Origin of the sequence: Bradyrhizobium sp. 154, assembly GCF_023073875.1 — a bacterium.
Classification (GTDB): Bacteria; Pseudomonadota; Alphaproteobacteria; order Rhizobiales; family Xanthobacteraceae; genus Bradyrhizobium.
The window spans coordinates 132,235-156,892 of the sequence record NZ_JADPKG010000058.1 but is presented as its reverse complement, the minus strand read 5'-3'; the positions used below and the strand labels follow the sequence as shown (position 1 = coordinate 156,892).

22 protein-coding genes and 1 pseudogene are annotated in these 24,658 nt (G+C 64.2%); 11 read left to right on the top strand and 12 right to left on the bottom strand.

Annotation, left to right across the window (positions count from 1 at the left end; translation table 11 throughout):
• The first annotated feature begins 129 nt into the window (after window positions 1-129).
• From IVA92_RS16215 to IVA92_RS16205, 3 genes are all read left to right on the top strand, one after another.
• Window positions 130-393, top strand: coding sequence for a hypothetical protein (locus tag IVA92_RS16215; protein ID WP_247276366.1), 264 nt, complete (start codon window positions 130-132; stop codon window positions 391-393).
• 396 nt (window positions 394-789) lie between these two features.
• On the top strand, window positions 790-2,760 hold the full coding sequence (locus IVA92_RS16210; RefSeq protein ID WP_247276365.1) for a carbohydrate porin: 1,971 nt from the start codon (window positions 790-792) through the stop codon (window positions 2,758-2,760).
• 286 nt (window positions 2,761-3,046) lie between these two features.
• Window positions 3,047-4,342 (top strand): hemolysin family protein, encoded by a 1,296-nt coding sequence (locus IVA92_RS16205; RefSeq protein ID WP_247276364.1) that lies wholly within the window; start codon window positions 3,047-3,049, stop codon window positions 4,340-4,342.
• Window positions 4,343-4,414: 72 nt separating this feature from the next.
• Here IVA92_RS16205 and IVA92_RS16200 read toward each other — a convergent pair whose 3' ends face one another.
• The 3 genes from IVA92_RS16200 to IVA92_RS16190 form a co-directional block, all read right to left on the bottom strand.
• A complete protein-coding gene (locus tag IVA92_RS16200) occupies window positions 4,415-4,654 on the bottom strand; it encodes a PilZ domain-containing protein (protein ID WP_247276445.1) in 240 nt (79 codons plus the stop codon).
• A gap of 101 nt (window positions 4,655-4,755) precedes the next feature.
• A complete protein-coding gene (locus IVA92_RS16195; protein WP_247276444.1) occupies window positions 4,756-6,381 on the bottom strand; it encodes an FMN-binding glutamate synthase family protein in 1,626 nt (541 codons plus the stop codon).
• A gap of 404 nt (window positions 6,382-6,785) precedes the next feature.
• Window positions 6,786-7,559 carry a ferredoxin--NADP reductase gene (locus IVA92_RS16190; protein WP_247276363.1) on the bottom strand — a complete coding sequence of 258 codons (774 nt, stop codon included), beginning with the start codon at window positions 7,557-7,559 and terminating at the stop codon, window positions 6,786-6,788.
• 373 nt (window positions 7,560-7,932) lie between these two features.
• Here IVA92_RS16190 and IVA92_RS16185 point away from each other — a divergent pair, with 373 nt between their 5' ends.
• Window positions 7,933-8,733 carry an ATP-grasp domain-containing protein gene (locus IVA92_RS16185; protein WP_247276362.1) on the top strand — a complete coding sequence of 267 codons (801 nt, stop codon included), beginning with the start codon at window positions 7,933-7,935 and terminating at the stop codon, window positions 8,731-8,733.
• A gap of 184 nt (window positions 8,734-8,917) precedes the next feature.
• On the opposite strand, the gene IVA92_RS16180 is transcribed toward IVA92_RS16185, so the two are convergent.
• Window positions 8,918-9,859: an amino acid ABC transporter substrate-binding protein gene (locus IVA92_RS16180; RefSeq protein ID WP_247276361.1), complete on the bottom strand. Its 942-nt coding sequence runs from the start codon at window positions 9,857-9,859 to the stop codon at window positions 8,918-8,920.
• Between the two features lie 9 nt (window positions 9,860-9,868).
• Window positions 9,869-11,167, bottom strand: coding sequence for a dicarboxylate/amino acid:cation symporter (locus tag IVA92_RS16175; RefSeq protein ID WP_247276360.1), 1,299 nt, complete (start codon window positions 11,165-11,167; stop codon window positions 9,869-9,871).
• 205 nt (window positions 11,168-11,372) lie between these two features.
• Here IVA92_RS16175 and IVA92_RS16170 point away from each other — a divergent pair.
• From IVA92_RS16170 to IVA92_RS16150, 5 genes and pseudogenes are all read left to right on the top strand, one after another.
• Window positions 11,373-12,373: pseudogene (locus tag IVA92_RS16170) on the top strand (NADP-dependent oxidoreductase).
• Window positions 12,374-12,528: 155 nt separating this feature from the next.
• A complete protein-coding gene (locus tag IVA92_RS16165) occupies window positions 12,529-13,365 on the top strand; it encodes a cysteine rich repeat-containing protein (protein ID WP_247276359.1) in 837 nt (278 codons plus the stop codon).
• A 132-nt stretch (window positions 13,366-13,497) separates the two neighbouring features.
• Window positions 13,498-13,713, top strand: a complete 216-nt coding sequence (locus IVA92_RS16160; protein WP_018316432.1) for a hypothetical protein — start codon at window positions 13,498-13,500, stop codon at window positions 13,711-13,713.
• A gap of 190 nt (window positions 13,714-13,903) precedes the next feature.
• Complete coding sequence (locus IVA92_RS16155; RefSeq protein WP_247276358.1) at window positions 13,904-15,043, top strand: FAD-dependent monooxygenase; 1,140 nt, start codon at window positions 13,904-13,906, stop codon at window positions 15,041-15,043.
• On the top strand, window positions 15,040-16,653 hold the full coding sequence (locus tag IVA92_RS16150) for a benzoate-CoA ligase family protein (RefSeq protein ID WP_247276357.1): 1,614 nt from the start codon (window positions 15,040-15,042) through the stop codon (window positions 16,651-16,653). The genes IVA92_RS16155 and IVA92_RS16150 overlap by 4 nt, the downstream gene beginning before the upstream one ends.
• Before the next feature lie 185 nt (window positions 16,654-16,838).
• On the opposite strand, the gene IVA92_RS16145 is transcribed toward IVA92_RS16150, so the two are convergent.
• A complete protein-coding gene (locus IVA92_RS16145) occupies window positions 16,839-17,351 on the bottom strand; it encodes a MarR family transcriptional regulator (RefSeq protein WP_247276356.1) in 513 nt (170 codons plus the stop codon).
• Window positions 17,341-17,973 (bottom strand): maleylacetoacetate isomerase, encoded by a 633-nt coding sequence (gene maiA, locus IVA92_RS16140; RefSeq protein WP_247276355.1) that lies wholly within the window; start codon window positions 17,971-17,973, stop codon window positions 17,341-17,343. The genes IVA92_RS16145 and maiA overlap by 11 nt, the downstream gene beginning before the upstream one ends.
• Window positions 17,974-18,149: 176 nt before the next feature.
• Between maiA and gtdA the strand changes: the two genes are divergently transcribed.
• The gene (gene gtdA, locus IVA92_RS16135) at window positions 18,150-19,190 is read left to right on the top strand and encodes a gentisate 1,2-dioxygenase (RefSeq protein ID WP_247276354.1); all 1,041 of its coding nucleotides are present in this window, start codon (window positions 18,150-18,152) and stop codon (window positions 19,188-19,190) included.
• Window positions 19,191-19,307: 117 nt separating this feature from the next.
• Here the strand turns inward: gtdA and IVA92_RS16130 are convergent, their stop codons facing one another.
• The 4 genes from IVA92_RS16130 to IVA92_RS16115 all read right to left on the bottom strand — a co-directional run bounded on the left by IVA92_RS16130 (window position 19,308) and on the right by IVA92_RS16115 (window position 23,592).
• A complete protein-coding gene (locus IVA92_RS16130; protein WP_247276353.1) occupies window positions 19,308-20,132 on the bottom strand; it encodes an ABC transporter permease in 825 nt (274 codons plus the stop codon).
• Window positions 20,125-20,898, bottom strand: coding sequence for an ABC transporter ATP-binding protein (locus IVA92_RS16125; protein WP_247276352.1), 774 nt, complete (start codon window positions 20,896-20,898; stop codon window positions 20,125-20,127). The genes IVA92_RS16130 and IVA92_RS16125 overlap by 8 nt, the downstream gene beginning before the upstream one ends.
• A gap of 283 nt (window positions 20,899-21,181) precedes the next feature.
• Window positions 21,182-22,186, bottom strand: a complete 1,005-nt coding sequence (locus IVA92_RS16120; RefSeq protein WP_247276351.1) for an ABC transporter substrate-binding protein — start codon at window positions 22,184-22,186, stop codon at window positions 21,182-21,184.
• A gap of 44 nt (window positions 22,187-22,230) precedes the next feature.
• Complete coding sequence (locus tag IVA92_RS16115) at window positions 22,231-23,592, bottom strand: FAD-dependent oxidoreductase (RefSeq protein ID WP_247276350.1); 1,362 nt, start codon at window positions 23,590-23,592, stop codon at window positions 22,231-22,233.
• Between the two features lie 40 nt (window positions 23,593-23,632).
• On the opposite strand from IVA92_RS16115, the gene IVA92_RS16110 reads away from it, so the two are divergent.
• Window positions 23,633-23,773 (top strand): hypothetical protein, encoded by a 141-nt coding sequence (locus tag IVA92_RS16110; protein ID WP_247276349.1) that lies wholly within the window; start codon window positions 23,633-23,635, stop codon window positions 23,771-23,773.
• Between the two features lie 4 nt (window positions 23,774-23,777).
• Here IVA92_RS16110 and IVA92_RS16105 read toward each other — a convergent pair whose 3' ends face one another.
• Window positions 23,778-24,581: an enoyl-CoA hydratase-related protein gene (locus tag IVA92_RS16105; protein ID WP_247276348.1), complete on the bottom strand. Its 804-nt coding sequence runs from the start codon at window positions 24,579-24,581 to the stop codon at window positions 23,778-23,780.
• Between the last annotated feature and the right edge of the window lie 77 nt (window positions 24,582-24,658).

Here is a 24,658-nt window from a genome sequence, read left to right as displayed (position 1 = left end):
CTGGAATTGTTCAGGAAAGCACAGGGCTCCGCGACCGCATCTGCCGGCTTCGAACCGGACGCGCGCAGCCTCCGTCCAATTGGGCACGCGGGCCACAACGGACCGCCTCAACCCCGGATGGAGTTTCACATGTCGATCAAGACCAGGATTGCCGCTGTCGCTCTCGCTGCCCTCGCCGTGACAGGCGGCATCGTGTCCACCGCCTCGCAGGCCGAAGCCAAGCCGCTTGGCTGGGGCTGGGGTGTGGGCGCCGGCACCGCCACTGCCGCCGTCGTCGGCTCCGCAATCGCCGTCAGCAACGATCCCTATTACTACGGCTATCACCGCTGCGGCTGGGTCGCCCAGTACAACGCTTTCGGCCAGTACGTCGGCCGCGTTCGTACCTGCTACTGACTTGAGTACCTGAGGCCGATCTCACGTGGATCCTGCGTCCGACACGGGCGCCTCATCCACCCCGTGTCGTGCCCCCGACCCCGCCCGGCTGTCCCCCCGGGCGGGGTCATCTGTTTTCGGGCCGCGACCCTGTTGCAGGCCCGTCACATGAGGGTGCGAACCAACACCTGCGGCAATTGACACCAGTTGCTATTGAGAATTACTCGCAATAAAGTTCGCAACAGGCACAGGTGCTTGGGACGGAATCGCGTCGAATCGAGATCATCTCGCCCGATCGCATGCCAACCAAGACCTGATGACAGGGTCGCCACGAATCGGCAGGGATGCCGCAGCATCGGGACACATTCGCGTTTGGGGGCGTGCGTTTTGACGTTGAGAGGTCACCGTTACCGGTACTTGCGGACGGCCGCGGCGATTGCGACGGGCGTGCTGGCTTTTCCCGCCACAGGCACCGCGGCCGATCTGCCGCTGAAGGCCCCGGCGCTGAGAGCGGTCTATGACTGGACGGGGCTCTATATCGGCGCGCATGCCGGCTATGGCCGAGGTTCGTCGCACTTTGCGCTGAACGACGGGGCTGCAATCAGCGACAGCGGCGTCTTCAGCGGCATGATGGGCGGCGTGCAGGCCGGCTACAATTACCGGCTCAATTCCGGGTGGCTGGTTGGTATCGAAGGCGATTTTTCGTTTCCCAATTACATCACCTCGAACTCGATCGTCTCCTTCCTTTCGACCCCCGCCAACACCGTCACGCAGCAATGGGACTACACCGCGAGCTTGCGTGGCCGCGTCGGCTACACCAGCGGTCCGTGGCTGCTCTACGTCACCGGCGGCTTTGCCTGGATGGGCGAGCGCTATTTCGACGCGCCGGCTTCCAGTGCCGAAATCCCAAAAATCCTGAACACGCGGCCCGGCTGGGTCGCAGGCGCCGGCATCGAATACGGCTTCGCGCCCCATTGGAGTGCGCGGCTCGAATATCTCTACAGCCGCTTCGATGGCGCCAACGTCGCCTTCTCGACGGGGGCCCAATACAGCTCATCGTCGCTGGAGTTCCAGCAGATCAGGCTCGGCCTCAACCGCAAGGTCGATTGGGAGGGCCTGCCGAGCTACGTCCCGAAGAGCTCCCTGACCGACACGGAATCGGATCGCTGGGAGATTCACGGCCAGAGCACCTATCTGCCGCAAGGCTATCCGTCGTTCCCCGCCCTCTACACGGGGCCGAATTCGCTCTCCCCGTCGGCGCAGGCCAAAGCGACCTGGAGCAACAGCCTGTTCCTGAACGCACGGCTCTGGGACGGCGGCGAGGTCTATTACAATCCCGAGCTGCTCCAGGGGTTTGGACTGAACGACACCGTTGGCGCCGCCGGCTTCCCCAACGGCGAAGCGCAGAAGTCGAACTTCCCCTATCCGCATTACAATACCTCGCGCCTATTCGTGCGCCAGACCTTCGGCTTCGGCGGCGAGCAAGAGGAGCTCGCGAGCGGCCAGTTGCAGCTCGGGCAGAAGGTCGACGTGTCCCGCCTCACCTTGCAGGCCGGCAAGTTCGCGGTGGTCGACGTGTTCGACGGCAATGCCTACGCCAAGGACACCCGCAAGGACTTCATGAACTGGTCGCTATGGGCGCCGGGCGCCTTCGACTATTCCGCCGACAAGGTCGGCCTCACCTATGGCGTCACCGCCGAGCTCAACCAGAAGCAATGGGCGTTGCGCGGCGGCTATTTCCTGATGGTCGCAGAGCCCAATTCGAATCATTTCGACACCAAGGTCGCAGAGCGCGGCCAGTACGTGGTCGAGCTCGAGACGCGCTTCTCGCTGTTCGGCCACCCCGGCAAGCTCAGGACCATGGGCTGGCTCGACAGCGCCAACATGGGCAGCTTCCGCGAGACGCTGGACAATCCCGCGCTCAATCTCGACATCGCGCAGACCCGGCGCGGCCGCATCAAGGTCGGCTACGTCGTCAATCTCGAGCAGGCGATCACCGACGACCTCGGACTGTTCGGCCGCTGGAGCTGGAACGACGGCAAGTTCGAGACGATTGCCTTCACCGACATCAACCGCAGCCTGTCCGCCGGCCTTTCGATCAAGGGCACGAGATGGGGCCGGCCCGACGACGTGATCGGCATCGGCGGCGCCGTCAATGCGATCTCGCAGGATTATCGTGACTTCCTGGCCGCCGGTGGCCTCGGCGTGCTCATCGGCGACGGCGCGCTCAACTACCGCAAGGAGCGCATCCTCGAGACGTATTACGCCTACGCGCTGAACAAGAACCTCACCGTCACAGCCGACTACCAGCTCATCGTCAATCCCGCCTACAACGCCGACCGCGGACCGGTGTCGGTGTTTTCGGGACGGCTGCACGGGGAGTTCTGAGTAGCGAGCCAACCGCAAGGCTTCTTGGCGACAGAATGCGCGCCTCGTCCTTCGAGACGCCCGCTGCGCGGGCTCCTCAGGATGAGGCTAAGCTACGCCGGTGCTTGTCGAATTGCGACCGCGCACTCAGTCCTCATCCTGTGAGGAGCGCGCATTGCGCGCGTCCAGCGCGCAGGAACCATCGATCATGCGGTTCCCGCGGCGCCAGATGCGGCGGGATTGTGTCTCGCTGAATACCTATATCAAGGCCTGGGCGCCCAGCACACTCGCTTACCTCGGAACATCAATGCTCTCGATCGAACTCGTCATCGTCGTCGTCCTGATCGTCATCAACGGCCTGCTGTCCATGTCCGAGCTCGCCGTAGTGTCGTCCCGCCCGGCGCGGCTGTCGTTGCTCGCCGCCAAGGGCGTGCGCGGCGCCGAGCGGGCGCTGACGCTTTCGGCCGATCCTGGCAAATTCCTCTCGACGGTGCAGATCGGCATCACGCTGGTCGGCGTGCTTTCCGGCGCATTCTCCGGCGCGACGCTCGGGCAGCGGCTGACGCAATGGCTGCTTGAGCTCGGCATGTCCCCAGGCATTGCCGACATCGTCGGCGTCGGCATCGTCGTCACGCTCATCACCTACGCCACCCTGATCGTCGGCGAACTGGTGCCGAAGCAGGTGGCACTGCGCGACCCCGAAAGCATCGCCGTCAGGGTCGCGCCCGCGATGCACCTGCTGGCGCGGATCTCGCTGCCGCTCGTCTTCCTGCTCGATGTCTCGGGCAAGGTGATCCTCGCGCTGCTCGGTCGCGGCGGCAGAGCCGAGGAAAAGGTCTCGGAGGACGAAATCCATCACCTCGTCAGCGAGGCCGAAAGCGCCGGCGTGCTCGAGCCCGGCGAGAAGGAGATGATCGCCGGCGTGATGCGGCTCGGCGATCGGCCAGTCGGCGCGGTCATGACGCCGCGCACCGAGGTGGACGAGATCGACCTGAACGACGATGTGAAGACCATTCACGAGATCATCGCGAAGAGCCCGCATTCGCGTTTCCCCGTTTCGGACGGCGATCGCGACAAGCCGATCGGGGTGCTCCAGGCCAAGGACCTGCTGATCGCTTATATGAACGAGCGCACGCCGGATCTGCGCGCGCTGGTGCGTGAGGCGCCGGGCATTCCGGCCTCGGCCGATGCCCGCGACGTGCTGACCATCCTGAAAGCTGCGCCGGTTCACGTCGGTTTCGTCTACGACGAATACGGCGCCTTCGAAGGCATGGTGACAGCCGCCGATATCCTCGAGTCGATCGTCGGCGCCTTCCATTCCGAGGAAGGACCGCCCGAGCCGGCCTTTATCAGGCGCGACGACGACTCGCTCCTGATCTCCGGCTGGATGCCGGTTGATGAGTTCGGCGAACTGCTCGGCATCGAGCTGCCGCCGCATCGCTACAACACGGTGGCGGGCCTCGTGCTGCAACAGTTCAGCATGCTGCCCAACGTCGGAGACGCCTTCGATTTCGCCGGCTGGCACATGGAGGTGGTCGATCTCGACGGGCGACGGATCGACAAGATTCTGGCGAGCCGGAGGGGCGAACAGGCGGCGGCGTGAGGGTGCGCCATTGCATGCACCAGCGCGGGACGCCGCACCCACTCGTCCCGGCGCAGGCCAAACGCAAAACCTTCACCCGAACCTCACCCCGATCCGCTTTTCCTTGCGCCAGACCACGGCGCACGATCGATGCGTCCCGTCGGACTGGACGAACAGGGTGAAATGTTCGGGGATGCCGACCGGGCTGGTGACGTCGAGGGCTGCGCCGGTATCGGACAGATTGCGGATGGTGCAGTCGATCGCGCCGCCGCCGAACTCGATCGTCCCGGCCTTCAGCACGCGATGTCTCGCCTTGTCGCGCCGTTCGTCCATGGGCACAATTTACACCCAAAGTTGAACCAAGAGTTAAACGCGGTCCAGCTCGCGATGATTTTACGCGCCGGGACCGGCGTCCTTGCGGGGCGGCGCGACGCTCACTGCGCGGGCTGGAACGTCTCGGAGCGCGCCATCCGCCAGGCGTCGCGAAACCGAGGATCTTCCGTGCCTTCGAGCAGCTCGCCCGGGCGCAGCGCCGGATAGAGCTGTGCGAAGGATTGCACCTGGGTTGTCGCCGTCCGCTGGCTGAAGTGGATCGGACGCAGCTGCTGCGGATGTTCGAGGCCGGCAGCGGCGATCAGCTCGGTCAGCGAGTGCAGCGTCGCATGGTGGTAATTGTGCACGCGGTCGATCTTGAGCGGCACGTAGAGCGCGCGCGCGCGCGTCGGGTCCTGCGTCGCGACGCCGGTCGGGCAGCGGTCGGTGTGGCAGCTCAGCGACTGGATGCAGCCCAGCGAGAACATGAAGCCGCGCGCCGAATTGCACCAGTCGGCGCCAATCGCCATGGCGCGCGCCATGTCGAAGGCGGTGGCGATCTTGCCGGACGCGCCGATCTTGATACGGTCGCGCGCATTGATGCCGACCAGCGCATTGTGGACGAAATTGACGCCCTCGCGCATCGGCATGCCCAGGTGATCCATGAATTCCAGCGGCGCCGCGCCGGTGCCGCCCTCATTGCCGTCGACGACGATGAAATCAGGATAGATGCCGGTCTCTATCATCGCCTTGCAGATCGCCAGGAACTCCCAGGGATGGCCGATGCACAGCTTGAAGCCGGCCGGTTTGCCGCCGGACAGGCGGCGCATCTCGGCGATGAACTGCATCATGCCAACCGGCGTGGAGAAGGCGCGGTGCGAGGCCGGCGAAATGCAATCCTCGCCCATCGCGACACCGCGGATCTTGGAAATCTCTTCCGAGACCTTTGCGGCCGGCAGCACGCCGCCATGGCCGGGCTTGGCGCCCTGGCTGATCTTGAGCTCAACCATCTTGATCTGGTCCTCGCCGGCGACGCGCGCGAACGCCTCAGGGTCGAAGCTGCCGTCGAGATGACGGCAGCCGAAATAGCCGGAGCCGATCTCCCAGATGATGTCGCCGCCCATCTCGCGGTGATAGGGGCTGACGCCGCCCTCGCCGGTGTCATGCGCGAAACCGCCCTTCTTCGCGCCGGCATTGAGCGCACGCACCGCGTTCGGGCTGAGCGCGCCGAAGCTCATCGCCGAGATATTGAACACCGAGGCCGAATAGGGTTTTGCGCAATCCGGTCCGCCAATGACGACCCGGAATTTTTCCTCGGCATGCGCCTTCGGCGAGACCGAGTGATGCATCCACTCGTAACCCTCGCGATAGACGTCCTCCTGGGTGCCGAACGGACGCTTGTCGAGCTCCATCTTGGCGCGCTGATAGACCACCGCGCGGGTATCGCGCGAGAACGGCATGCCGTCCTTCTCGCTCTCGAAGAAATATTGCCGCATCTCGGGGCGGATTTCTTCCAGGAGGAAGCGGATGTGCGCGGAGATCGGATAGTTGCGCAGCACCGCGTGACTCTTCTGCAAGAGATCGCGGACGCCGAGCAGGGTCAGCGCGCCGAAGATCAGGATCGGGACCAGCAGGATGTCGAAGATCTTGCGGTCGACGATACCGATGGCGATCAGCAGCGCGGTGACGACCGCGCAGATCGTCAGCACGATGAAGCGCGGGGAGAACGGAAGCAGCAGGGTTTCCATGACCCCCTCTTCCGCCAGGGGCAGGCGTTTGGGAGCTTCGTGCGTCTTGTTGTCCTCGGCCACGATCCGATCCTCTCGCCAGCATGAGGCGATACGATACGCCTGTGCCTGTCATACGGATATGACGCGGCCCTTGTTTCAGGCTAGCGAATTCGGCTGAGACAAATCAATCAGCCCGATGGGCGGGCTTTTGCAGTGCAGCAGAAGGGGAAAGGGACGCGGCTAAGCGGGCAAAGGCGCCTCACCCGCCGCTGTCCTCCTGGCGAAAGCCAGGGCAAAGCCAGCAACACCCCTAAGCGGGGGTTGTTGCGAAGACTGGCAACGACCAGCCTTCGCCAAACTTCACGGTGGGTACCGGTCTTGGCCTTCGCCAGAACGACACCGAGACGACACAGAGCGAGGGCTTAGCGCTCGACGAACGCCTTTTCGATCACGAAATGGCCAGGCTTGTTGCCGGAGCCTTCGACGAAGTCGCGGCCTTCGAACATCAGCTTCAGCTCTTCGAGCATCGCCGGGCTGCCGCACATCATGATGCGGTCGGTTGCGATGTCGAGCGGGCTTTGACCGATGTCGTTGAAGATCTGCTCGGAGTTGATGAGGTCGGTGATGCGGCCGCGGTTGCGGAACGGCTCGCGGGTCACGGTCGGGTAGTAGACGAGCTTGTCCGCGAGCAGTTCGCCGAACACCTCGTCCTCGCGCAAATTCGCGACCAGCTTCTCGCCATAGGCGAGCTCGGAGACCTGGCGGCAGCCATGGACCAGCACGATCGACTCGAACTGGTCATAAACCTCGGGATCCTTGATCAGGCTCGCGAACGGCGCAAGGCCGGTTCCGGTCGACAACAGCATCAGCCGCTTGCCGGGAAGCAGATTGTCGGTGATCAGCGTCCCGGTCGCCTTGCGACCGACCAGAATGGTGTCGCCTTCCTTGATCTTTTGAAGGCGCGAGGTCAGCGGACCGTCCTGAACCTTGATCGAGAAAAACTCGAGCTGTTCCTCGTGATTGGCGCTCGCCATGCTGTAGGCGCGCAGCAGCGGGCGGCCATCAACCTCGAGGCCGATCATGGCGAACTGGCCGTTCTGGAAGCGGAAGCCGGTATCACGCGTGGCGCGGAAGCTGAACAGCGTGTCGGTCCAGTGGTGGACGGAAAGAACCTTTTCTCGGTAAAACGCGCTCATGATTTTCGATCTTCCGAATATTTGCGGTTTTCGGGCAAAAGCATCGCCCTGCCCCTGACGGCGGGGCGAGCACCATTTGCCTGGCGGAGGATTTCGCGTGTGTGATCTACGCCATTGAGACCAATAATCAACCTCGTTTCGGAAGCAATTGGTGCCGACCAAACCGGCATTTGGGCGGAATTGGGCGCATCATTAATGGATTTGCTGCCCCGCGCGCGCGGCGGGCAATTTCTTTTCCCTGGGGGGCTCGATGGCAGCAGTTAATTTCCGTGGCGCTAACGAGAATTTCATTAAGAATAGCTCTGATTTTGACCCCGGTTTGGCGCCGTTTCCCGCATTTTCGCGGCTTTTGGCGACAGGAACGACCGAAACCATGGCGAGCGGCGAGCGGATCTTCATCCAGGCGATCAGGCGCTATTGCGCGGACCATGGCATTGCGGTCGATGTCCATGCCAGCGGCTGGCTGGTTGCGATGCGCCGGGGCAAGACGCGCCGCTTCGCCTTCGGCTACGACATCGGCCTCAACAGCGCCATCGCGCATCGTCTCGCCAACGACAAATCGGCCACCGCCGAGGCGCTGGCGCTGGAGGGCGTGCCGTGCATTCCGCATCAACTGTTCCTCAACCCGAAGCTCGGCCAGAATGTCGTTGGCCCCACCTGGCGAGGTGCAATGCTTGAGCTGCTTCACGGCCATCCGCAAGGCGTGGTGGTGAAGCCGAATGAGGGGACATCGGGGCGCTCGGTGTTCAAGGTGACGACGGAGGCGGAACTGGATCACGCGGTTGGCGAGGTTTTTTCGATGAGTGCCGGCCTCGTGATCTCGCCCTATGTCGCGATCGAGGACGAGGTCCGTGTGGTGCTGCTCGATGATGTACCCCTCGTCGTCTACGGCAAGCAGCGTGGCAGAGATTGGCGACACAATCTTGATGGCGGCGCAAAGCCGGTATTGCTGGAGAGCGGCGAGGTTCGAACGGCTTGCGTGAAGCTCGCGATCGATGCCGCGCGCGCGATCGGCATCGCCTTTGCGTCGATCGACGTGGTGCGCGTCGACGCCGATTGGTGCGTGCTCGAGATCAATTCCGGCGTGATGATGGAGTCGCTGGCGAAGCTGCATCCGGAGTTGGTGCAGGCGACGTACGACGCGGCGCTGGACCGGGTGTTTGCCGGACGTTAGCAGCGGCGGCGCAGGTGCCCACCCTCCCTGGAGGGGGAGGGTCGCTGTGCACGGCGCGAAGCGGAATCCGCAGCGGGGTGGGGTGATCTCTCCACTTCGAACACTGCCCGTGGGGAGAGATTACCCCACCCCCGCTCGCGCTTCGACCATCCCCGTTCAAGGGGAGGGTAAGAGAGAAAGCCGCCTAATTATTCGCGCCCGGCGAATCGTCCATCGCCTTGAAGGCTTCTTCCAGTTGCAGCGAGATCGGTACGTTCAGCCGTTCGCCGGTGGGAAGCCTGGCTGTGAACCATTTGTTGTAGAGCGGGATGAGGTCGCGGTTGGAACCGAGCTTGCGGAAGGCGCGCTCGACCACGGCGGCGAGTTGCGGCTCGCCCTTCCTGAACATGATGCCGTAGGGATCGTAGGACAGATAGTCCCCGACCACGCGAAAATATTCCTGGGCCTTGTGACGCGCAATCAGGCCGTAGAGCAGGATGTCGTCGGTCGCGAACGCATCCGCCTTGCCGTCGTTCACCATCTGAAACGACTGCTCGTGATCCGGCGCGGTCACGATGTTAAGACCGAGCGAGAGCTTCTTGTCGGCTGCCTGGATCGCCTGCTCGTTCGTGGTGCCCTTCGTCACCACGATGGTCTTGCCCTTCAGATCTGTCAGCGACCGGACGTTCGACGCCTTCGGCACCATCAGCTTGGTGCCGGCGACGAACATCAGTGGCGAGAAGGCAACGCGCTTGCCGCGCTCGGCATTGGCGGTGGTCGAGCCGCATTCAAGGTCGATCTTGTTCTGGAGCACGGCCTCGATGCGGTCGTCCGAGGTGACCTTGACGTAATCTATCCTGAGATTGGGATCGTCGACCTCGATGCCGATCTCCTCGACGATGGCTTCGCAGAGCTCGAGGCTGTAGCCGATCGGGCGACCCGCCTGGTCGAGGAAGGAGAACGGCGGCGAGCTCTCGCGATAGCCGAGCCGCACCGCGTGCGCCTTCTTGATGGCCGACAGCGTCGGGCTGAGCCCTTCGCTGCCGGTCTGGGCGAATGCCGAGCTCACGAACAACGAAGTCGTCAGCAAACATGCCGCGAGCCACAGGCAGAATGAGGTCAGTGACCTCGCCAGGAACTGGCCCATGGTTCGCTCCTACCCATGGCCGGCCATTGCGGGCACTTCACCGGGCACCATATCCTCGGGCACCGCATCACTAGGTCCAAGCTCGTGCTCGGGCCCGAGTTCGCCTTCCCATTTGGCCACGACCGAGGTCGCCAGCGTGTTGCCGATCACGTTGGTGGCGCTGCGGCCCATATCCAGGAAGGTGTCGATGCCCATGATCATCAAGAGGCCTGCCTCGGGGATGTTGAACTGCGCCAGCGTCGAGGCGATCACGACGAGCGAGGCGCGCGGCACGCCGGCGACGCCCTTGGAGGTGATCATCAGCGTCGCCAGCATGGCGAGCTGGGTGCCGAGCGGCATGTCGATGTGGTAGCTCTGCGCGATGAAGACGCTGGCGAAGGTGCAGTACATCATCGTGCCGTCGAGGTTGAACGAATAGCCGAGCGGCAGCACGAAGCTCGAGATCCGCGACGAGGCGCCGAAGCGGTTGAGGCCCTCCAGCGTCTTCGGATAGGCCGCTTCCGAGCTCGCGGTCGAGAAGGCGATCATCAGGGGCTCGCGGATCAGCTTCAGCAGATGGCCGTAGCGTGGCCCGATCACAATGAAGCCGACGATGACCAGGATGGTCCACAGGATCGCCAGCGAGAGATAGAAGCCGCCCATGAAGACGACGAGCTTCCAGAGCACCAAGAGGCCGTTCTTGGCGACCGTCGCGGTGATGGCGGCCCATACCGCGAGTGGCGCGAACAACATCACGTAGCTCGTCACCTTTAGCATGATGTGGCCGATGTCGTCGATCAGCGCCAGGATCGGCTTAGAGCGCTCGGGCATCGCGCCCATCGCCACCGAGAAGAACACGGCGAAGATCACGATCTGGAGGATTTCGTTCTGCGCCATCGCGTCCGCGATCGAGGTCGGGATCAAATGGGTCAAGAATTTCTCGATTGAGAAGGCGGAAACCGGCAGGCCTGTCGATTGGCCCGCCGCGGGCAGCGTGCCGGGGAAGTTCGCGCCGGGCTGAAGCAAATTCACCATGATGAGGCCGAGCAGCAGCGACACGAAGGAGGCGCTGACGAACCAGCCCATGGTCTTGGCGAAGATGCGGCCGAGCTTGGAGCCGGAGCCCATATGGGCGATGCCGCCGACCAGGGTCGCGAACACCAGCGGCGCGATGATCATCTTGATCAGGCGCAGGAACATCATGGCGATCAGGTTGATGGACGAGGCCCAGTCGGCGCGCGTGTCGGGCAGGAAATTGTAGATCGCCGAGCCCATGACAATGCCCAGCACCATCGCGGCCAGAATGTATTGCGTGAACCTGTTGGACATCGCTTACCCCCACGTACACCGGCGCTTCATGATGTCGCAGATATCACAGCGACGCAACACGCTTTGCGTGTGCTCGTGTTGGCCGGATGTTCTCGTTGTGAAATGGAACGCCGCGATCTAGCTTTCATGCAGCGCACAACAAATGCGGCTTGCACGTTTTCTTGGCTGCCGCTGCATCAATAAAACGATCGGAGAGGGGAACGCCATGAGCGGCAACATCAATCGCCAGATTCTCCTGGTGGAAAAGCCCAGCGGCAAGCTCGGGCCCGAGCATTTCAAGATGGTGGAGAACGCAGTGCCGGAGCCGAAGGACGGCGAGGCCCTGCTGCGCGTGCGATACATCTCGCTCGACGCCGCCAACCGCGCCTGGATGCACGGCGCGACCTATCGCTCCGCCGTCGAAGCCAACAGCGTGATGGCCGGCGGCGCCATTGCCGAGGTTGTCAGCTCGAAGGCGCCGGAGCTGGCGGCGGGCGACATCGTGTTCGGTGACACCGGCTGGCAGGAATATGCCGCGGTGCCGGCGAAGCATCTCACCAAGATGCCGAAACTCGAGCCGATGACGCATCTGCTCAGCGTGTTCGGCATCGCCGGCCTGACCGCCTATTTCGGCCTGCTGGAGATCGGAAAGCCCAAGGAGGGCGAGACGGTCGTGGTCTCCGCGGCCGCGGGCTCGGTCGGCTCACTCGTCGGACAGATCGCCAAGATCAAAGGATGCCTCGTGATCGGCATCGCCGGCGGCGCCGACAAATGCAATTGGCTGACCTCCGAGCTCGGCTTTGATGCGGCCGTGGACTACAAGGACGGCGCGGTGTTCAAGGCGCTGCGCGCAGCTGCAGCCAAGGGCATCGACGTCTATTTCGACAATGTCGGCGGCGACATTCTGGAAGCCTGCCTGCCGCAGATGAACAATTACGGCCGCATCGCCTGCTGCGGTGCGGTCTCGCAATATGACGGCGCGCCCGCCGCACACGGCCGCGCGGCGTGCCCGGCTTGATCGTGGTGAAGCGGCTCGTCATGCAGGGCTTCATCGTGATGGACTACATGAAGGACAGCCAGCGCGCACTGGCAGACCTCCAAGCGTGGGTCAAATCGGGCAAGCTGAAGGTGCAAGAGGACATTATCGATGGCCTCGAGAACACACCGCACGCGCTGATTGGATTGCTGGCGGGCGAGAACCGCGGCAAGCGCATGATAAGGCTCTGAGACGCCGCCACGGCGCAATTGCACCAGCATAATTGACTTGCAGGAGAGATCAAAGCGGCGAATGATGCCACGCGCGAGGCATCATTCGCGACGATTGCGATTGCATTACATTTTAAGAGTCGTCGGCGTGACCGACAGGGCAGGAAATCAGCCAGATGTTCAACACGTTGAAACATGCATCAACGCGCAAGGTGTTGCTGACGGCAGCGTTCTTCGCAACTGCAACAGGCGCGTTGGCGCAAACGCCGACCGAGGCGCAGAAGAGCGCCATCCGCTCGGCATGCCGCTCGGACTTCATGGCGCATTGCTCGAGCCTGACGCCCGGCGGCGTGGAAGCGTATCAATGTCTGGCAAAGAACATGTCCAGCCTGTCATCGGGATGCCAGATCGCGGTCCGCGCGGTAGAGCCTGCTTCGGCTCCGAAGACCGAAGCTGCGCCCGCTGCGCCGAAGACCGAGGCTGCGCCCAAGGCAGCAGCGGCGCCTGCCGCGCCGAAGGCTGACTCCGCTCCCGCTGCAAAGCCGGCCGCCGCGCCGGCGCCGAAGGCTGCTGCCGCCACGCAGCCGAGCAGCGCGCAGGTTGCGGCGGTCAGGAGCGCGTGCCGCGCCGATTATCCTAAGGTGTGCGCCAGCGTGCCGCCGGGCGGCGCCCCCGCGCTCGAATGCCTGGAGAAGAACAAGGCCAAGGTCTCGCCGGCCTGCCAGAGCGCGTTGAGTGCGGCGTCCGGCGGTGGCGCGGCTGCAACGGCAGCGCCCGCGGGTGCAGCTCCCGCGGCAGCAGCGCCGGCGGCCGCGCCAGCGGCGATCGCTTTGCGCCCGCTGCGGCCGCGCGAAGAACTGTTCATCGCAAGGTCGGCCTGCGGCGCCGACATCCGCACGCTCTGCGCCGGCGTCGCGCCCGGCGGCGGCCGCATCATTCAATGCATCTCCAGCAATGCCGCCTCGCTATCGCCCGCGTGCAAGGACGTGCTCGCCCCGTTCGCAGTGCGATGAGGCGGCGCACGATCGCGCGCCAAGGCACAGGGGCAATGATTGGCAGCGTGCGCGAATGAATTCCCGCACGCCTGCAACGACAAGTCTTTTGCAAGGATCCGATTTCGATCACGACCAGACCGGGAGGACAACATGCGTTCATTGCTGCTCGTCGCTTCTGCACTCCTCGCCTTCGCAGCAACCATGACGTTCGAGGCCACCGACGCCAATGCGGTGGTCTGCGCCCGCGGCGTGTATCGCGCCGGCTGCGCCGGGCCGAACGCGGCGGTCGTGGTCCGCAAGCCGGTTCCGGCCGTCCGCTGCACCAGGGTGCTGGTGAACGGGGTCTACGTGAAGCGCTGCGTCTGACGGTGCGCATGGCCAAGCCCGCGTGGTTTGGCTATGCTTGGGCGCGAAACTGCTTCGGACACGCGCCAAACGCGCGTTCGGGACTGAGCTTCGGCGCGCCTCGTCTTTCATAATTCCGCTGGCGCCGGACGCCGGAGCACATTAGTCTACCCCTAGATAGTGAGTATACTGTCAATTAGGGAGGCAGACGTTGCGGATCGCCGTGATTGGCGGGGGGCCCGGTGGGCTCTACTTCGCCTATCTCTGGAAGAGGCGTCACCCCGAGGATCAAGTCGACCTGTTCGAACAGAACCCGGCCGACGCGACCTGGGGCTTTGGCGTCGTGTTCTCGGACCAGGCTTTGGAATTCCTGCGCGCCGACGACCCCGAAACGGTCGACGCGATCGCGCCGCATATGGAGAGCTGGGAGAACATCACGCTGAACCTGCACGGGGACAGCGTCGCCATCGACGGGGTCGGCTTCTCCTCGATCGGACGGCTCGAGCTGCTCAAGTTCCTGCAGCAGCGCGCGCTCGATGCCGGCGTCACCCCGCGCTTCGACACCCAGATCCATGCGATCGACCAACTGAACGGCCACGATCTCATCGTCGCCGCCGACGGCCTCAACTCGCTGGTGCGCCGGGCCTATGAGGGCGATTTCGGCACCTCGCTGTCCTACTCCTCCAACAAGTTCGTCTGGTACGGCACCTCGAAACGCTTTGACACGCTGTCGCAGACTTTCGTGAAGACCGACCGCGGCGCCTTCAACGCCCATCACTACCGCTACTCGCCGAACATGAGCACCTTCCTGGTCGAATGCGACCACGCGACATGGCAGGCCTACGGCTTCGCCTACAAGGACGTCGAGCAGTCCAAGGGCGTTTGCGAGGAGGTGTTTGCCGACACGCTTGGCGGCCATTGCCTCGTCTCCAACAAATCGGTCTGGCGCAACTTTCCCTGGGTCTGGAACGAGCACTGGTCGTTCAAGAACATCGTGCTGCTCGGCGATGCCCTGCACTCGGCGCATTTCTCGATCGGATCGGGCACGCGGCTCGCGATCGAAGACGCCATCGCGCTGGTCAAGGCGCTGGAATCGGATGCGCATTTGTCGACCGCGCTGCATCGGTACCAGGCCGCGCGCAAGCCGATCGTGCAAAAACTCGTCGATGCCGCGCGCACCAGCGCGTTCTGGTACGAGCACTTCGCCGACCATATGAAGCTGCCCGTGATGGATTTCGCCTATAGCTACATCACCCGGTCCGGCCGTATCGACGATTCCCGGCTGCGGGCGATGTCCCCGGCCTTCATGGCGCGCTACGAGGCGGCCAAGAACGGCGGGGGTGCGGCATGAGCAACGAGATTCGCGACCAGGTGCCCGCGGACAGCCCCGGCGCACGCGAGATCGGCTTTGCCGTTCCGCAAATCTATAACGCCGGCCGCGTGCTGTTCGACAATCTCGACAAGGGGCGCGGCGACAAGCTCGCGCTCATCGGCCCGGCGGGCACGCGGACCTATGCCGAGCTCTGCGCCGAGGCTTGCCGCTGGGGCAACGGGCTTGCCTCGCTCGGCCTCAAGCGCGGCGACCGCGTGCTCTTGTTTCTCGACGACACGCCGACCTATCCCGCCGCCTTCTTCGGCGCGGTGCGCGCCGGCTTCGTGCCGCTCCTGATCAACACGCTGACGCCGCCGGACCTCTTGCAGTTCTATCTTGCCGATTCCGGCGCTGCCGTTGCGGTGGTGGATGCCGAATTCTGCGCGCGCTTCAATGCGGAAGCTTGCAGGGACACGGGTCTGCACACGCTGATCGTCGTCAATGGCGAGGTGCGCGACCACGCCGCGCCTGTTGCGATCGCAGCGGCAAGCTGGCTCATGCAGTTCCCGGCCGAACTCGCGGAAGCCAACACCGATCGCGACGAGATGGCGTTCTGGATGTACTCCTCCGGCTCGACCGGCCGGCCCAAGGGCATCGTGCATCTCCAGCACGATATGGCCTATAGCGAAGCCGCCTTTGCCCGGAGCGTGTTGAAGCTGACGTCTGGCGACATCTGCTTTTCGGTGCCGAAGATATTCTTCGCCTATGGCTTCGGCAATTCCGTCACCTTCCCATTCTCGGCGGGCGCGGCAACGTTGCTGTTGCCAGGCCAGCCGAAGCCCGCATCGATCTTTTCGGCGATCGAGCAATACAAGCCGACGGTGTTCTTCGGCCTGCCGACGCTTTATACATCGCTGACCAAGGCCGAAGACGCGGACAAGACGAATTTCTCGTCGCTGCGTATGGCGCTCTCCGCCGCCGAGGTGCTCTCGGCCGAAGTCTTCAACGGCTGGAAGACGCTCACGGGCCTCGAGATCGTCGAAGGCCTCGGCTCGACCGAGGTGCTGCACATCTATCTCTCCAACCGTCCCGAGCGGAAGAAGCTCGGCGCCGCCGGCCTGCGCGTTCCCGGCTACGAGGTTGCGCTGCGCGACAAGGACGGCTGCGACGTCGCCAACAACGAGGAAGGCATCTTGTGGGTGCGCGGCGATTCCAACACGCCGCTGTACTGGAACCGGCCGGACAAATCCGCCGAGACGATCCGCGAGGGCGGCTGGATCTACACCGGCGATCGCTTCGTGCGCGATGCCGAAGGCTTCCACTTCTTCCGTGGCCGCGCCGACGATCTCATCAAGATCTCCGGCCAGTGGGTCTATCCGCTGGAGGTCGAACTCTGCCTCGCCGACCACCCTGATATTCGCGAATGCGCGGTGTTCGCCGCCGAACTGCCGGACCGGCGCATGACGCTGAAGGCCGTGGTGGTGATGAACAACCGCACCACTGATCAGAGCGAGACGACGCGCAAGCTCCAGGATTATGTGAAGGGTAAGCTATTGCCCTACAAATATCCGCGCGAGGTGATCTTCATCGACGAGCTGCCGAAGACGGGCACGGGGAAGATCGACCGGCAGGCGTTGCTGCGAATGTGAGGCCGAGGATGTGAGGGATACGCTCACGTGACCATACCACGCTGTCATCGCCCGCGAAGGGGGGCGATCCAGTATTCCGAGACAAATGTGATTCAGCCGAGAAGCCGCGGCGTACTGGATCCCCGCCTTCGCGGGGAATGACAGTTGAGATCGAGGCGACAGCGTCGCTACACAACTGGAGTCCGTCACCCGCCCTTCCCCAGATGTTCCAGCGCATCCTCGGCCCGCAGCGGCACGCGTGAGGCTTCGTTGTTGAGATCGACCAGCTGCACCAAGAGCTCCAGCAGCGCCTTGCGGTCGGCGGGTTTCAACGGCTCCAGCATGCGCGCCTGGGCTCGCTCCACGGCGGGGATGATGTCGCGCAGGATCGCGGCGCCTGATTTGGTCAGATAGAGCAGCTTGATCCGCTTGTCCTCGGGCGCCGGCTTGCGCTCGATATAGGCCTTGGCCTGAAGCCGCTCGATCACGCTGCCGAGCGTGGAGCGGTCGAAGGCGATCACCGCCGACAGACGCGTCGCGTCGATGCCGGGATGGGTGTGGACCGCGATCAGCGCCGCATATTGCACCGGCGTCAGGTCGAACGCCTTGCACTCCTCCATGAAGATCGAGACCGCGATCTGCTGCATGCGCCGGAACAGATAGCCTGGCGCGGCATAGACCGCATCCATCGTGATCGGAGGAAGAGGCTTACTCGGCATCGGGCTGCTTCTCCGGCGCGGCATTGGCAAAGGCCGGCATTGCCTTGGCGGCGGCTTCTGCCTGAAGCAGGCGTGGATAGGCCGACACATCGACGCCGAAACGGCGCGCATTGGCGAGCTGCGGCACCAGACAGAGATCGGCCAGCGTCGGCGCGTCTCCGAAGCAGAACGGGCCCGGCTCGTCCCTGATCAGCGCCTCGCAGGCCGACAACCCCTCGCGGTTGACCCAGGCCGCCCAGTCCTGGACCTTCTCCTCGGCAAGGCCGAGCTCGCGCAGCCGCGCCAGCACCTTCAGGTTCTGCACCGGATGTGTGTCGCAGGCGATCGCGAGCGCGAACGCGCGCACCTTGGCTCGGCGCAGCGGGTCCTTCGGCAGCAGCGGCGGATTGGGGTGCGTTTCGTCGAGCCATTCGATGATCGCGACCGATTGGGTCAGCACTTCGCCTGCATCGTCCTCCAGCGCCGGCACCAGGCCTTGCGGATTGATGGCGAGATAGGCGGGCGCGCATTGCTCGCCCTTGCGCAGATGATGCGGCAGATGCTCGGCACCGAGGCGCTTGAGGTTCAGCGCGATCCGCACGCGATAGGCGGCGCTGGAGCGGAAATAGCCGTGCAGCTTCATTGAGACCTCCCTTGGTTCTTGTCGTTCCGGGGCTCGCGGAGCGAGAACCCGGAACCTCGAGATTCCGGGTGCGATGCTGCCGCATCGCCCCGAAATGTACGACCAACATCCCTCACGTTGACGCTACCTATATCGTCAGTATACTGTCAAATCAACAAACGAGCGGGAGCCGCACCATGGAAGCCGTGACCAAGACGCCGGAACGCGAGGCGTTTTACCGGAAGATCGACGGCGAAAATCTCACCGCGCTGTGGACGGTGATGAGCGACTTGATCACGCCGGAGCCGAAGAGCGCCTGCCGGCCTCACTTATGGAAGTTCGACATCATCCGCGACTACATGACGGAAGCCGGCAAGCTGATCACTGCCAAGGAAGCCGAGCGGCGCGTGCTTGTTCTGGAGAACCCGGGCCTGCGCGGCCAGTCCAAGATCACGACCTCGCTCTATGCCGGCGTTCAGATGGTGGTGCCCGGCGACGTCGCGCCCGCGCACCGCCACAGCCAGTCCGCGCTGCGCTTCGTGCTCGAAGGCAAGGGCGCACACACCGCGGTCGACGGCGAGCGCACTGCGATGGAGCCCGGCGACTTCATCATCACGCCGTCGATGACCTGGCACGATCATTCCAACGAGACCAGCGAGCCGATGTTCTGGCTCGACGGCCTCGATATCCCGCTGGTGCAGTTCTTCGATTGCTCCTTTGCGGAAGGCTCAAAGGAGGACCAGCAGAAGATCACAAGACCTGCCGGCGACAGCTTTGCGCGCTACGGCCACAACCTGCTGCCGGTCGACGTAAAGCGGAGCTCGAAGACCTCGCCGATCTTCAGCTATCCCTATGCCTACACCCGCGAAGCGCTGGAGAAAGCCCGCGTGTGTCAGGAATGGGACGCCTGCCACGGCCTGAAGCTGAAGTTCAGCAATCCCGAGACCGGCGATTTCGCAATGCCGACCATCGGCACCTTCATCCAGCTGCTGCCGAAGGCTTTTAAGACCGCGCGTTATCGCTCGACCGATGCCACGGTGTTCTGCCCGATCGAAGGCCGCGGCCGCAGCCGGATTGGGGAAGCGACCTTCGAATGGGGCCCGCGCGATCTGTTCGTGGTGCCGAGCTGGCACTGGGTCACGCACGAGGCGGATGAGGACGCTGTGCTGTTCAGCTTTTCGGACCGGCCGGTGCAGCAGAAGCTGGATCTGTTTCGGGAAGATCGCGGGAACGCGTGAGGGTTGACCCGTCATTCCGGGACGATGCGAAGCATCGAACTATGGTGCGCTCTTGCGCACCTGAGAATCTCGAGATTCCGGGTTCACGCTTCGCGGGCCCCGGAATGACAGCGGTGCTCACCGCCAGTGTAGCAGCCTTGTCTCCAGCCAGCCGATCACCTTCCCCACGGCCAGCCCGAACACCGACAGAATCACCACACCCGCAAGCAGCTGATCCGTCTGCATCAGATTGCCGGCCTGGAGCACGAAGGCCCCGATGCCGTATTGCGCGCCGATCATCTCGGCGCTGACGACGAGCAGCAGCGCGACCGAGGCGGTGATGCGGAAGCCAGCGAGGATCGCGGGCAGCGCGCCAGGCCAGATCACCTTGCGCACGATGGTGGCAAACGGAACGTTGAAGCTCTGCGCCATGCGGATCAGGTTGCGCGGCACCGCGTCGACGCCGCTATAGACCGAGATCGCGGTCGAGAAGAAGACGCCGAGCGCAATGGTCGCGATCTTCGGCTCTTCGCCGATGCCGAGCCAAAGGATCAGGAGCGGCAGCAGCGCGATCTTCGGGATCGGGAACAGCGCCGAGATCAAGGTGATGCCGACGCTGCGCGCGAGCCGCGACAGGCCGATGGCGAACCCGACGGCAACGCCCGCCGCCGTCCCGAGCAACCAGCCGATGCCGATGCGCAGCAGCGAGGCCGAAACGTGCTGCCAGAGCGCGCCAGAGATCGCGAGCTGATAGATCGCACGTACGATCGCCGACGGCGCCGGCAGGAACAGCGGATTGACGAAGCCCGCGGTGCCGGCGGCCTGCCAGATCGCGATGACGAGCGCGAGCGCGATCCAGCCGCCGAAGCGGCTCGACGCAGGCACGAAGCCCGCACCGCGGAAGCGGACGCGTCGAGTCGCTTGGTCCCTCGAAGCGCCTTCCGCCGGCGCACGGTCAAGCATGCTGAACCTCGCGTTCGGCGTCGATCGCCTCGTTGCGGATTAGCGACCAGATCTGGCTTTGCAGCGCCAGCAGCTTTTCCCGCGCAGCGGTTTCGCCGCGCTCTGCACGCGTCATCGGCACGGTCACGACCTCGCGAATGCGGCCGGGCCGCCGCGACAGCACCACGATGCGGTCGGCGAGCCGCGCTGCCTCTTCGAGATTATGGGTAACGTAGACCGCGCCCATGCCGCCGTCGGCGAGCAGGCGAACGAAATCCTCCATCAGCAGTTCGCGGGTTTGCGAATCCAGCGCCGACAGCGGCTCGTCCATCAGCAGGATCGCAGGCTTGACCGCAAGCGCGCGCGAAATGCCGACGCGCTGGCGCATGCCGCCGGAGAGCTGTTTTGGAAAGGTCTTGCGAAATTCAGTCAGGCCGGTGCGGCGCAGCGCGTCCTCGACCAGCGCGCGACGCTGCGTTGCTGAAAGCTGCGTGTGCAGCAACGGGAATTCGACGTTCTCCTCGACCGTCGCCCATGGCAGCAGCGCAAAATCCTGGAACACGAAGGTCAGCGGATTGAGGCTGTCCGCCGGCGGCTGGCCGCGCAGCTCGGGCGCACCCGAGCTCGGCTGCAAGAGGCCGCCGAGGATCGACAGCAGCGTGCTCTTGCCGCAGCCGGAGGGACCGACGATCGCCACGACCTCGCCGGCGCTGACGGTGAACGAGACGTCGTCGAGCACGGCGAGGTCGCCGAAGCGATGAGAGATGTGGTTGGCGATCAGATCCATGCGCGCCCGCCTTCTTCACCGTCCCCTGGAGGGGGAGGGTCGGTTTGCATGCGGCGAAGCGAAATGCAAACCGGGATGGGGTGGCGGTCTATCCACATGGATGCTGACAATGCCTGCTCCCGGACTTTCCGCGAGTACTCGGAGCGAACGACGGACAGACCACCGCCATGGCTCACCCCACCCCGCTCGCTCCGGACGATGCTGCGCATCGCCGGCACGATCGACCCTCCCCCTTCAGGGGAAGGTGGCAGGTTGCCCGTCACGAGAGTCTGCATCGTCAGCATCAATCCGCCTTCACATAGTCCTTCGCGATGATCGCGTTCGCATCAAAGCCCTTGTCGGCAAAACCCTGCTCCTGGAGCCATTTGATCTGGTTGTCGACGTTCTTCACATCCAGCTTGCCGTCGGGGTCAATATAGGCACAGTTGCCAACCACCTGCTCGACCGGGAGGTTGGTATACTTGGCAATGATCTCCAAGAGCGGCTTGGTCTGGTCGTTGACCGGCGCAACACCGTCCTTCATCGCCGCGAGGATGACGTCGTGATATTCGCGATCGGCCTTCGCCAGAGCGGCGAGCAGTTTTGTCACCAGCGCCTTGTTGGTCAGCGTCTTCGGCGAAGCGAACACCGCCCCTAACTGCCAGGGCGTCTCGTCGCCGACCCAGCCCAAAAATTTCGCGCCGCCCTCATCGATCAGCTTTCGCGCCGTCGAGACCGGAAGCAGCGCCGCATCGACGGTCTCGCCCTTTAGCGCAGCCGCAGCATTCGACAGCGATTGCAGCGGCACGATCTTCACGTCCGCGAGCTTGAAGCCATATTTGTCGGCGAGCAGCCCGAGCGAGTAATGAAAGCTCGATCCGACCTGCGTCACCGCCACGCGCTTGCCCGCAAGATCCTTCGGCGTCTTCAGGCCGGCGGCATAGGCGTTGTTGCTGGCGAAATAGCCGATCAGGGGATAGCCGGCCTTCTCGCGGCTCATGCCGCCGATCACCTTCAGCGTCCCCTTGCCGGCGAGATTGTAGAGACCGGCGGTGAAGGCGGTGATGCCGAAATCGACGTCGCCCGATGTGGTGGCGACCGCGATCGGCTGCGCCGCGTCGAAGAACTTCAGCTCGACCTCCAAGCCGGCCTCGCGAAAATAGCCCTTGTCCTGCGCAATGAAGACCGGCGCGGAGGACGACAGACGAAGCACGCCGATCTTCGCCTTCAGCGCGTCTTCGGCCCGGGCCGTGCTCATCGCCGTGATCGCCAAAAGGCCCACCAGCGCGAGCCGCGCCATCCCCATCATCCCATTTCCTCCAGTGCTTCTCTTGGGCATTCTCTTGCAGTCCGCTACAGGCCCTTGGGCACCGTCTGGTCCCGCCCGATGAAGGCGCCCTGCCGTTTCAACGTTTCCTGCAATTTTTCAACGGCGATGTCACGTGGCATCCGGTTTCCGGCCAGCGCCAGGGCGGCAGCGGAACCGGCCGCCTCCCCCATCACGAAACACGCACCGGAGACCCGTGCCGCCGATTGGCCCTCATGGGTCATGGAGGCACAGCGGCCGGCGACCAGGAGATTGTCGACGCCTTCGGGCACCAGCATCCGGTACGGCAGCTCGTTATAGCCGCGCGAGTCCGGGATCGGCGGAAAGGTGAAGACCACGTCGCCGGGCACATGGGCCTCGATCGGCCAGCCATTGACGCCGATCGAATCCTCGAACGAAGCGCAGCCGAGCACGTCCTCGCCGCTGAGCTGGTAGCCGCCGCTAATGCGGCGGGTCTCGCGGATGCCGAGCTGCGGCGGCAGGTCGACGATGTAGGAATTTTCGAAGCCCGGCACAGTGCGCAGGAACTCGAACGCGGCGAGCGCCTGCTTGCGGCCCTCGATCTCGCCGCGGGTGAGGTCGTCGGGCTCGACGCCATTGATGGCGTGGCCGTCCTCGCGCGCGACTTGCGTGAAATTCACCCGCCATTCGATGCCGGACTTTTGCGGCCGCACGATCGCGCTCTTGCGTGGGAATTTGTGCGTGCCGGCGGCAGTGGCCTTCTCCATCAATTGCGGAATGGTTCGCCAGGCCTCCCCTGCCTTCGCAGGATCGATGCCGTTGAGACGCAGCATCATCGAGGGGTACATCGGATGGCCATGCTCGTCGCCGATCTCGAACGGCGCGCCGGCCCACACCGCGAGATCGCCGTCGCCCGAGCAGTCGATGAAGATCTCAGATCGCACCGCCTGCCGGCCCGCCTTGGTCTCGACCATCAGCGCATCGATGCGGCGGTCATCGCCCATCACCACGCCGGCGCCGAGCGCGTGAAAGAGGATGTGCACCTTATGGCTGGCAAGCAGCTCGTCGGCCGCGATCTTGTAGGCGGCGGTGTCATAGGCCTGGGCAAAGACCTTGCCGAGGATCAGGTGCGGCGCATTGAGACCGTTGAGCCGATCGATCCGCGCCAGCAGCTCCGAGGCCATGCCCTGCACCAAGCGGCGATGCTCGCCGTAGACATTGCCGTGCAGGCCGCAGAAATTGGTGACGCCGGCTGCCGTGCCCATGCCGCCGAGAAAGCCGTAGCGCTCGACCAGCAGAGTCTTCCGCCCCGCGCGCGCCGCTGACGCCGCCGCAACGATGCCGGCCGGGCCGCCGCCGAGCACGACGACTTCATATTCGCCATAGAGCGGCACCTGTCGTGCCGGTTCTTCGATCATCGCCCGCATGACGCGTCCCTGTTCACAACTCTCTTGCTTGAGGCCGACTATGGATCAGTGCGCACTGAGCTACAATCCACCAAAAAAGCTCGCGATCGACGAGCGCAGGACACTGGAAACGCTGCGCCGGATGCGGCAGGACGATGATGCCGTCTATCGCAGCATCAACAACATCTGCCGCGGCTGCTGAACGCCTAACCTTTGCCGCCCCGCCAATTCGCCGCCCGCTTCTCGGCAAACGAGGCCAGCCCTTCCGCCGCCTCTGCGCTCTGGCGCTTGACCGAATGCAGGTGCACGAGGCGCGTGTAAGCGGCATCGTCCACCGCCATGCCGCCGAACGAGCTCTCCATCGCGAGCATTTTGGTTTCGGCCATCGCTTCCGGCCCGTTGGCGAGCAACTGCTCGACCACCTTGCTGCCTGCGGCCTCCAGTTCGGCGAGCGGCACCACCTCGTGGACGAGGCCGATGCGGCGGGCGTCCTCGGCGCCAAAGCGCTCGCCGGTCAGCGCGTAGCGGCGGACTTGCCGTACACTCATTGCGTCGCAGAGCTGCGGGATGATGATGGCGGCGGTCAGGCCCCAGCGCACCTCGGTGATCGAGAACAGGGCGTTGTCCGCGGCGATCACGACGTCGCAGGCCGCGATCACGCCGGTGCCGCCACCGAAGCAGCCGCCCTGCACCAGCGCGACCGTCGGAACCGGCAGCGTGTTGAGCCGCTGCACGGCCTCGAAGGTCGCTCGCGAGGCCGCCTCGTTCGCTTGGGTCGATTGCGGTCGCACGCCGTTGATCCATTTGAGGTCGGCGCCGGCTTGGAAATGCTTGCCATTGCCCCGGAGCACGACGACGCGGAGGCTCTGCTTCTTGCCGAGATCGTCCATGGCCGCGAGCACGCTCGCGATCAACGCGCCGTCATAGGCGTTGTTGACCTCGGGACGGTTCAGGGTGACGGTCGCAACGCCGCGCTCGTCGAGGGTCCACAACACTGGATTGGCGGTCATCGGCGATCCTCCGGTCGATTTGTTTGCCGCGCACTATGGCCGAGGCCGCGCGCCCTGATCCATATCTTTCCGGCGTG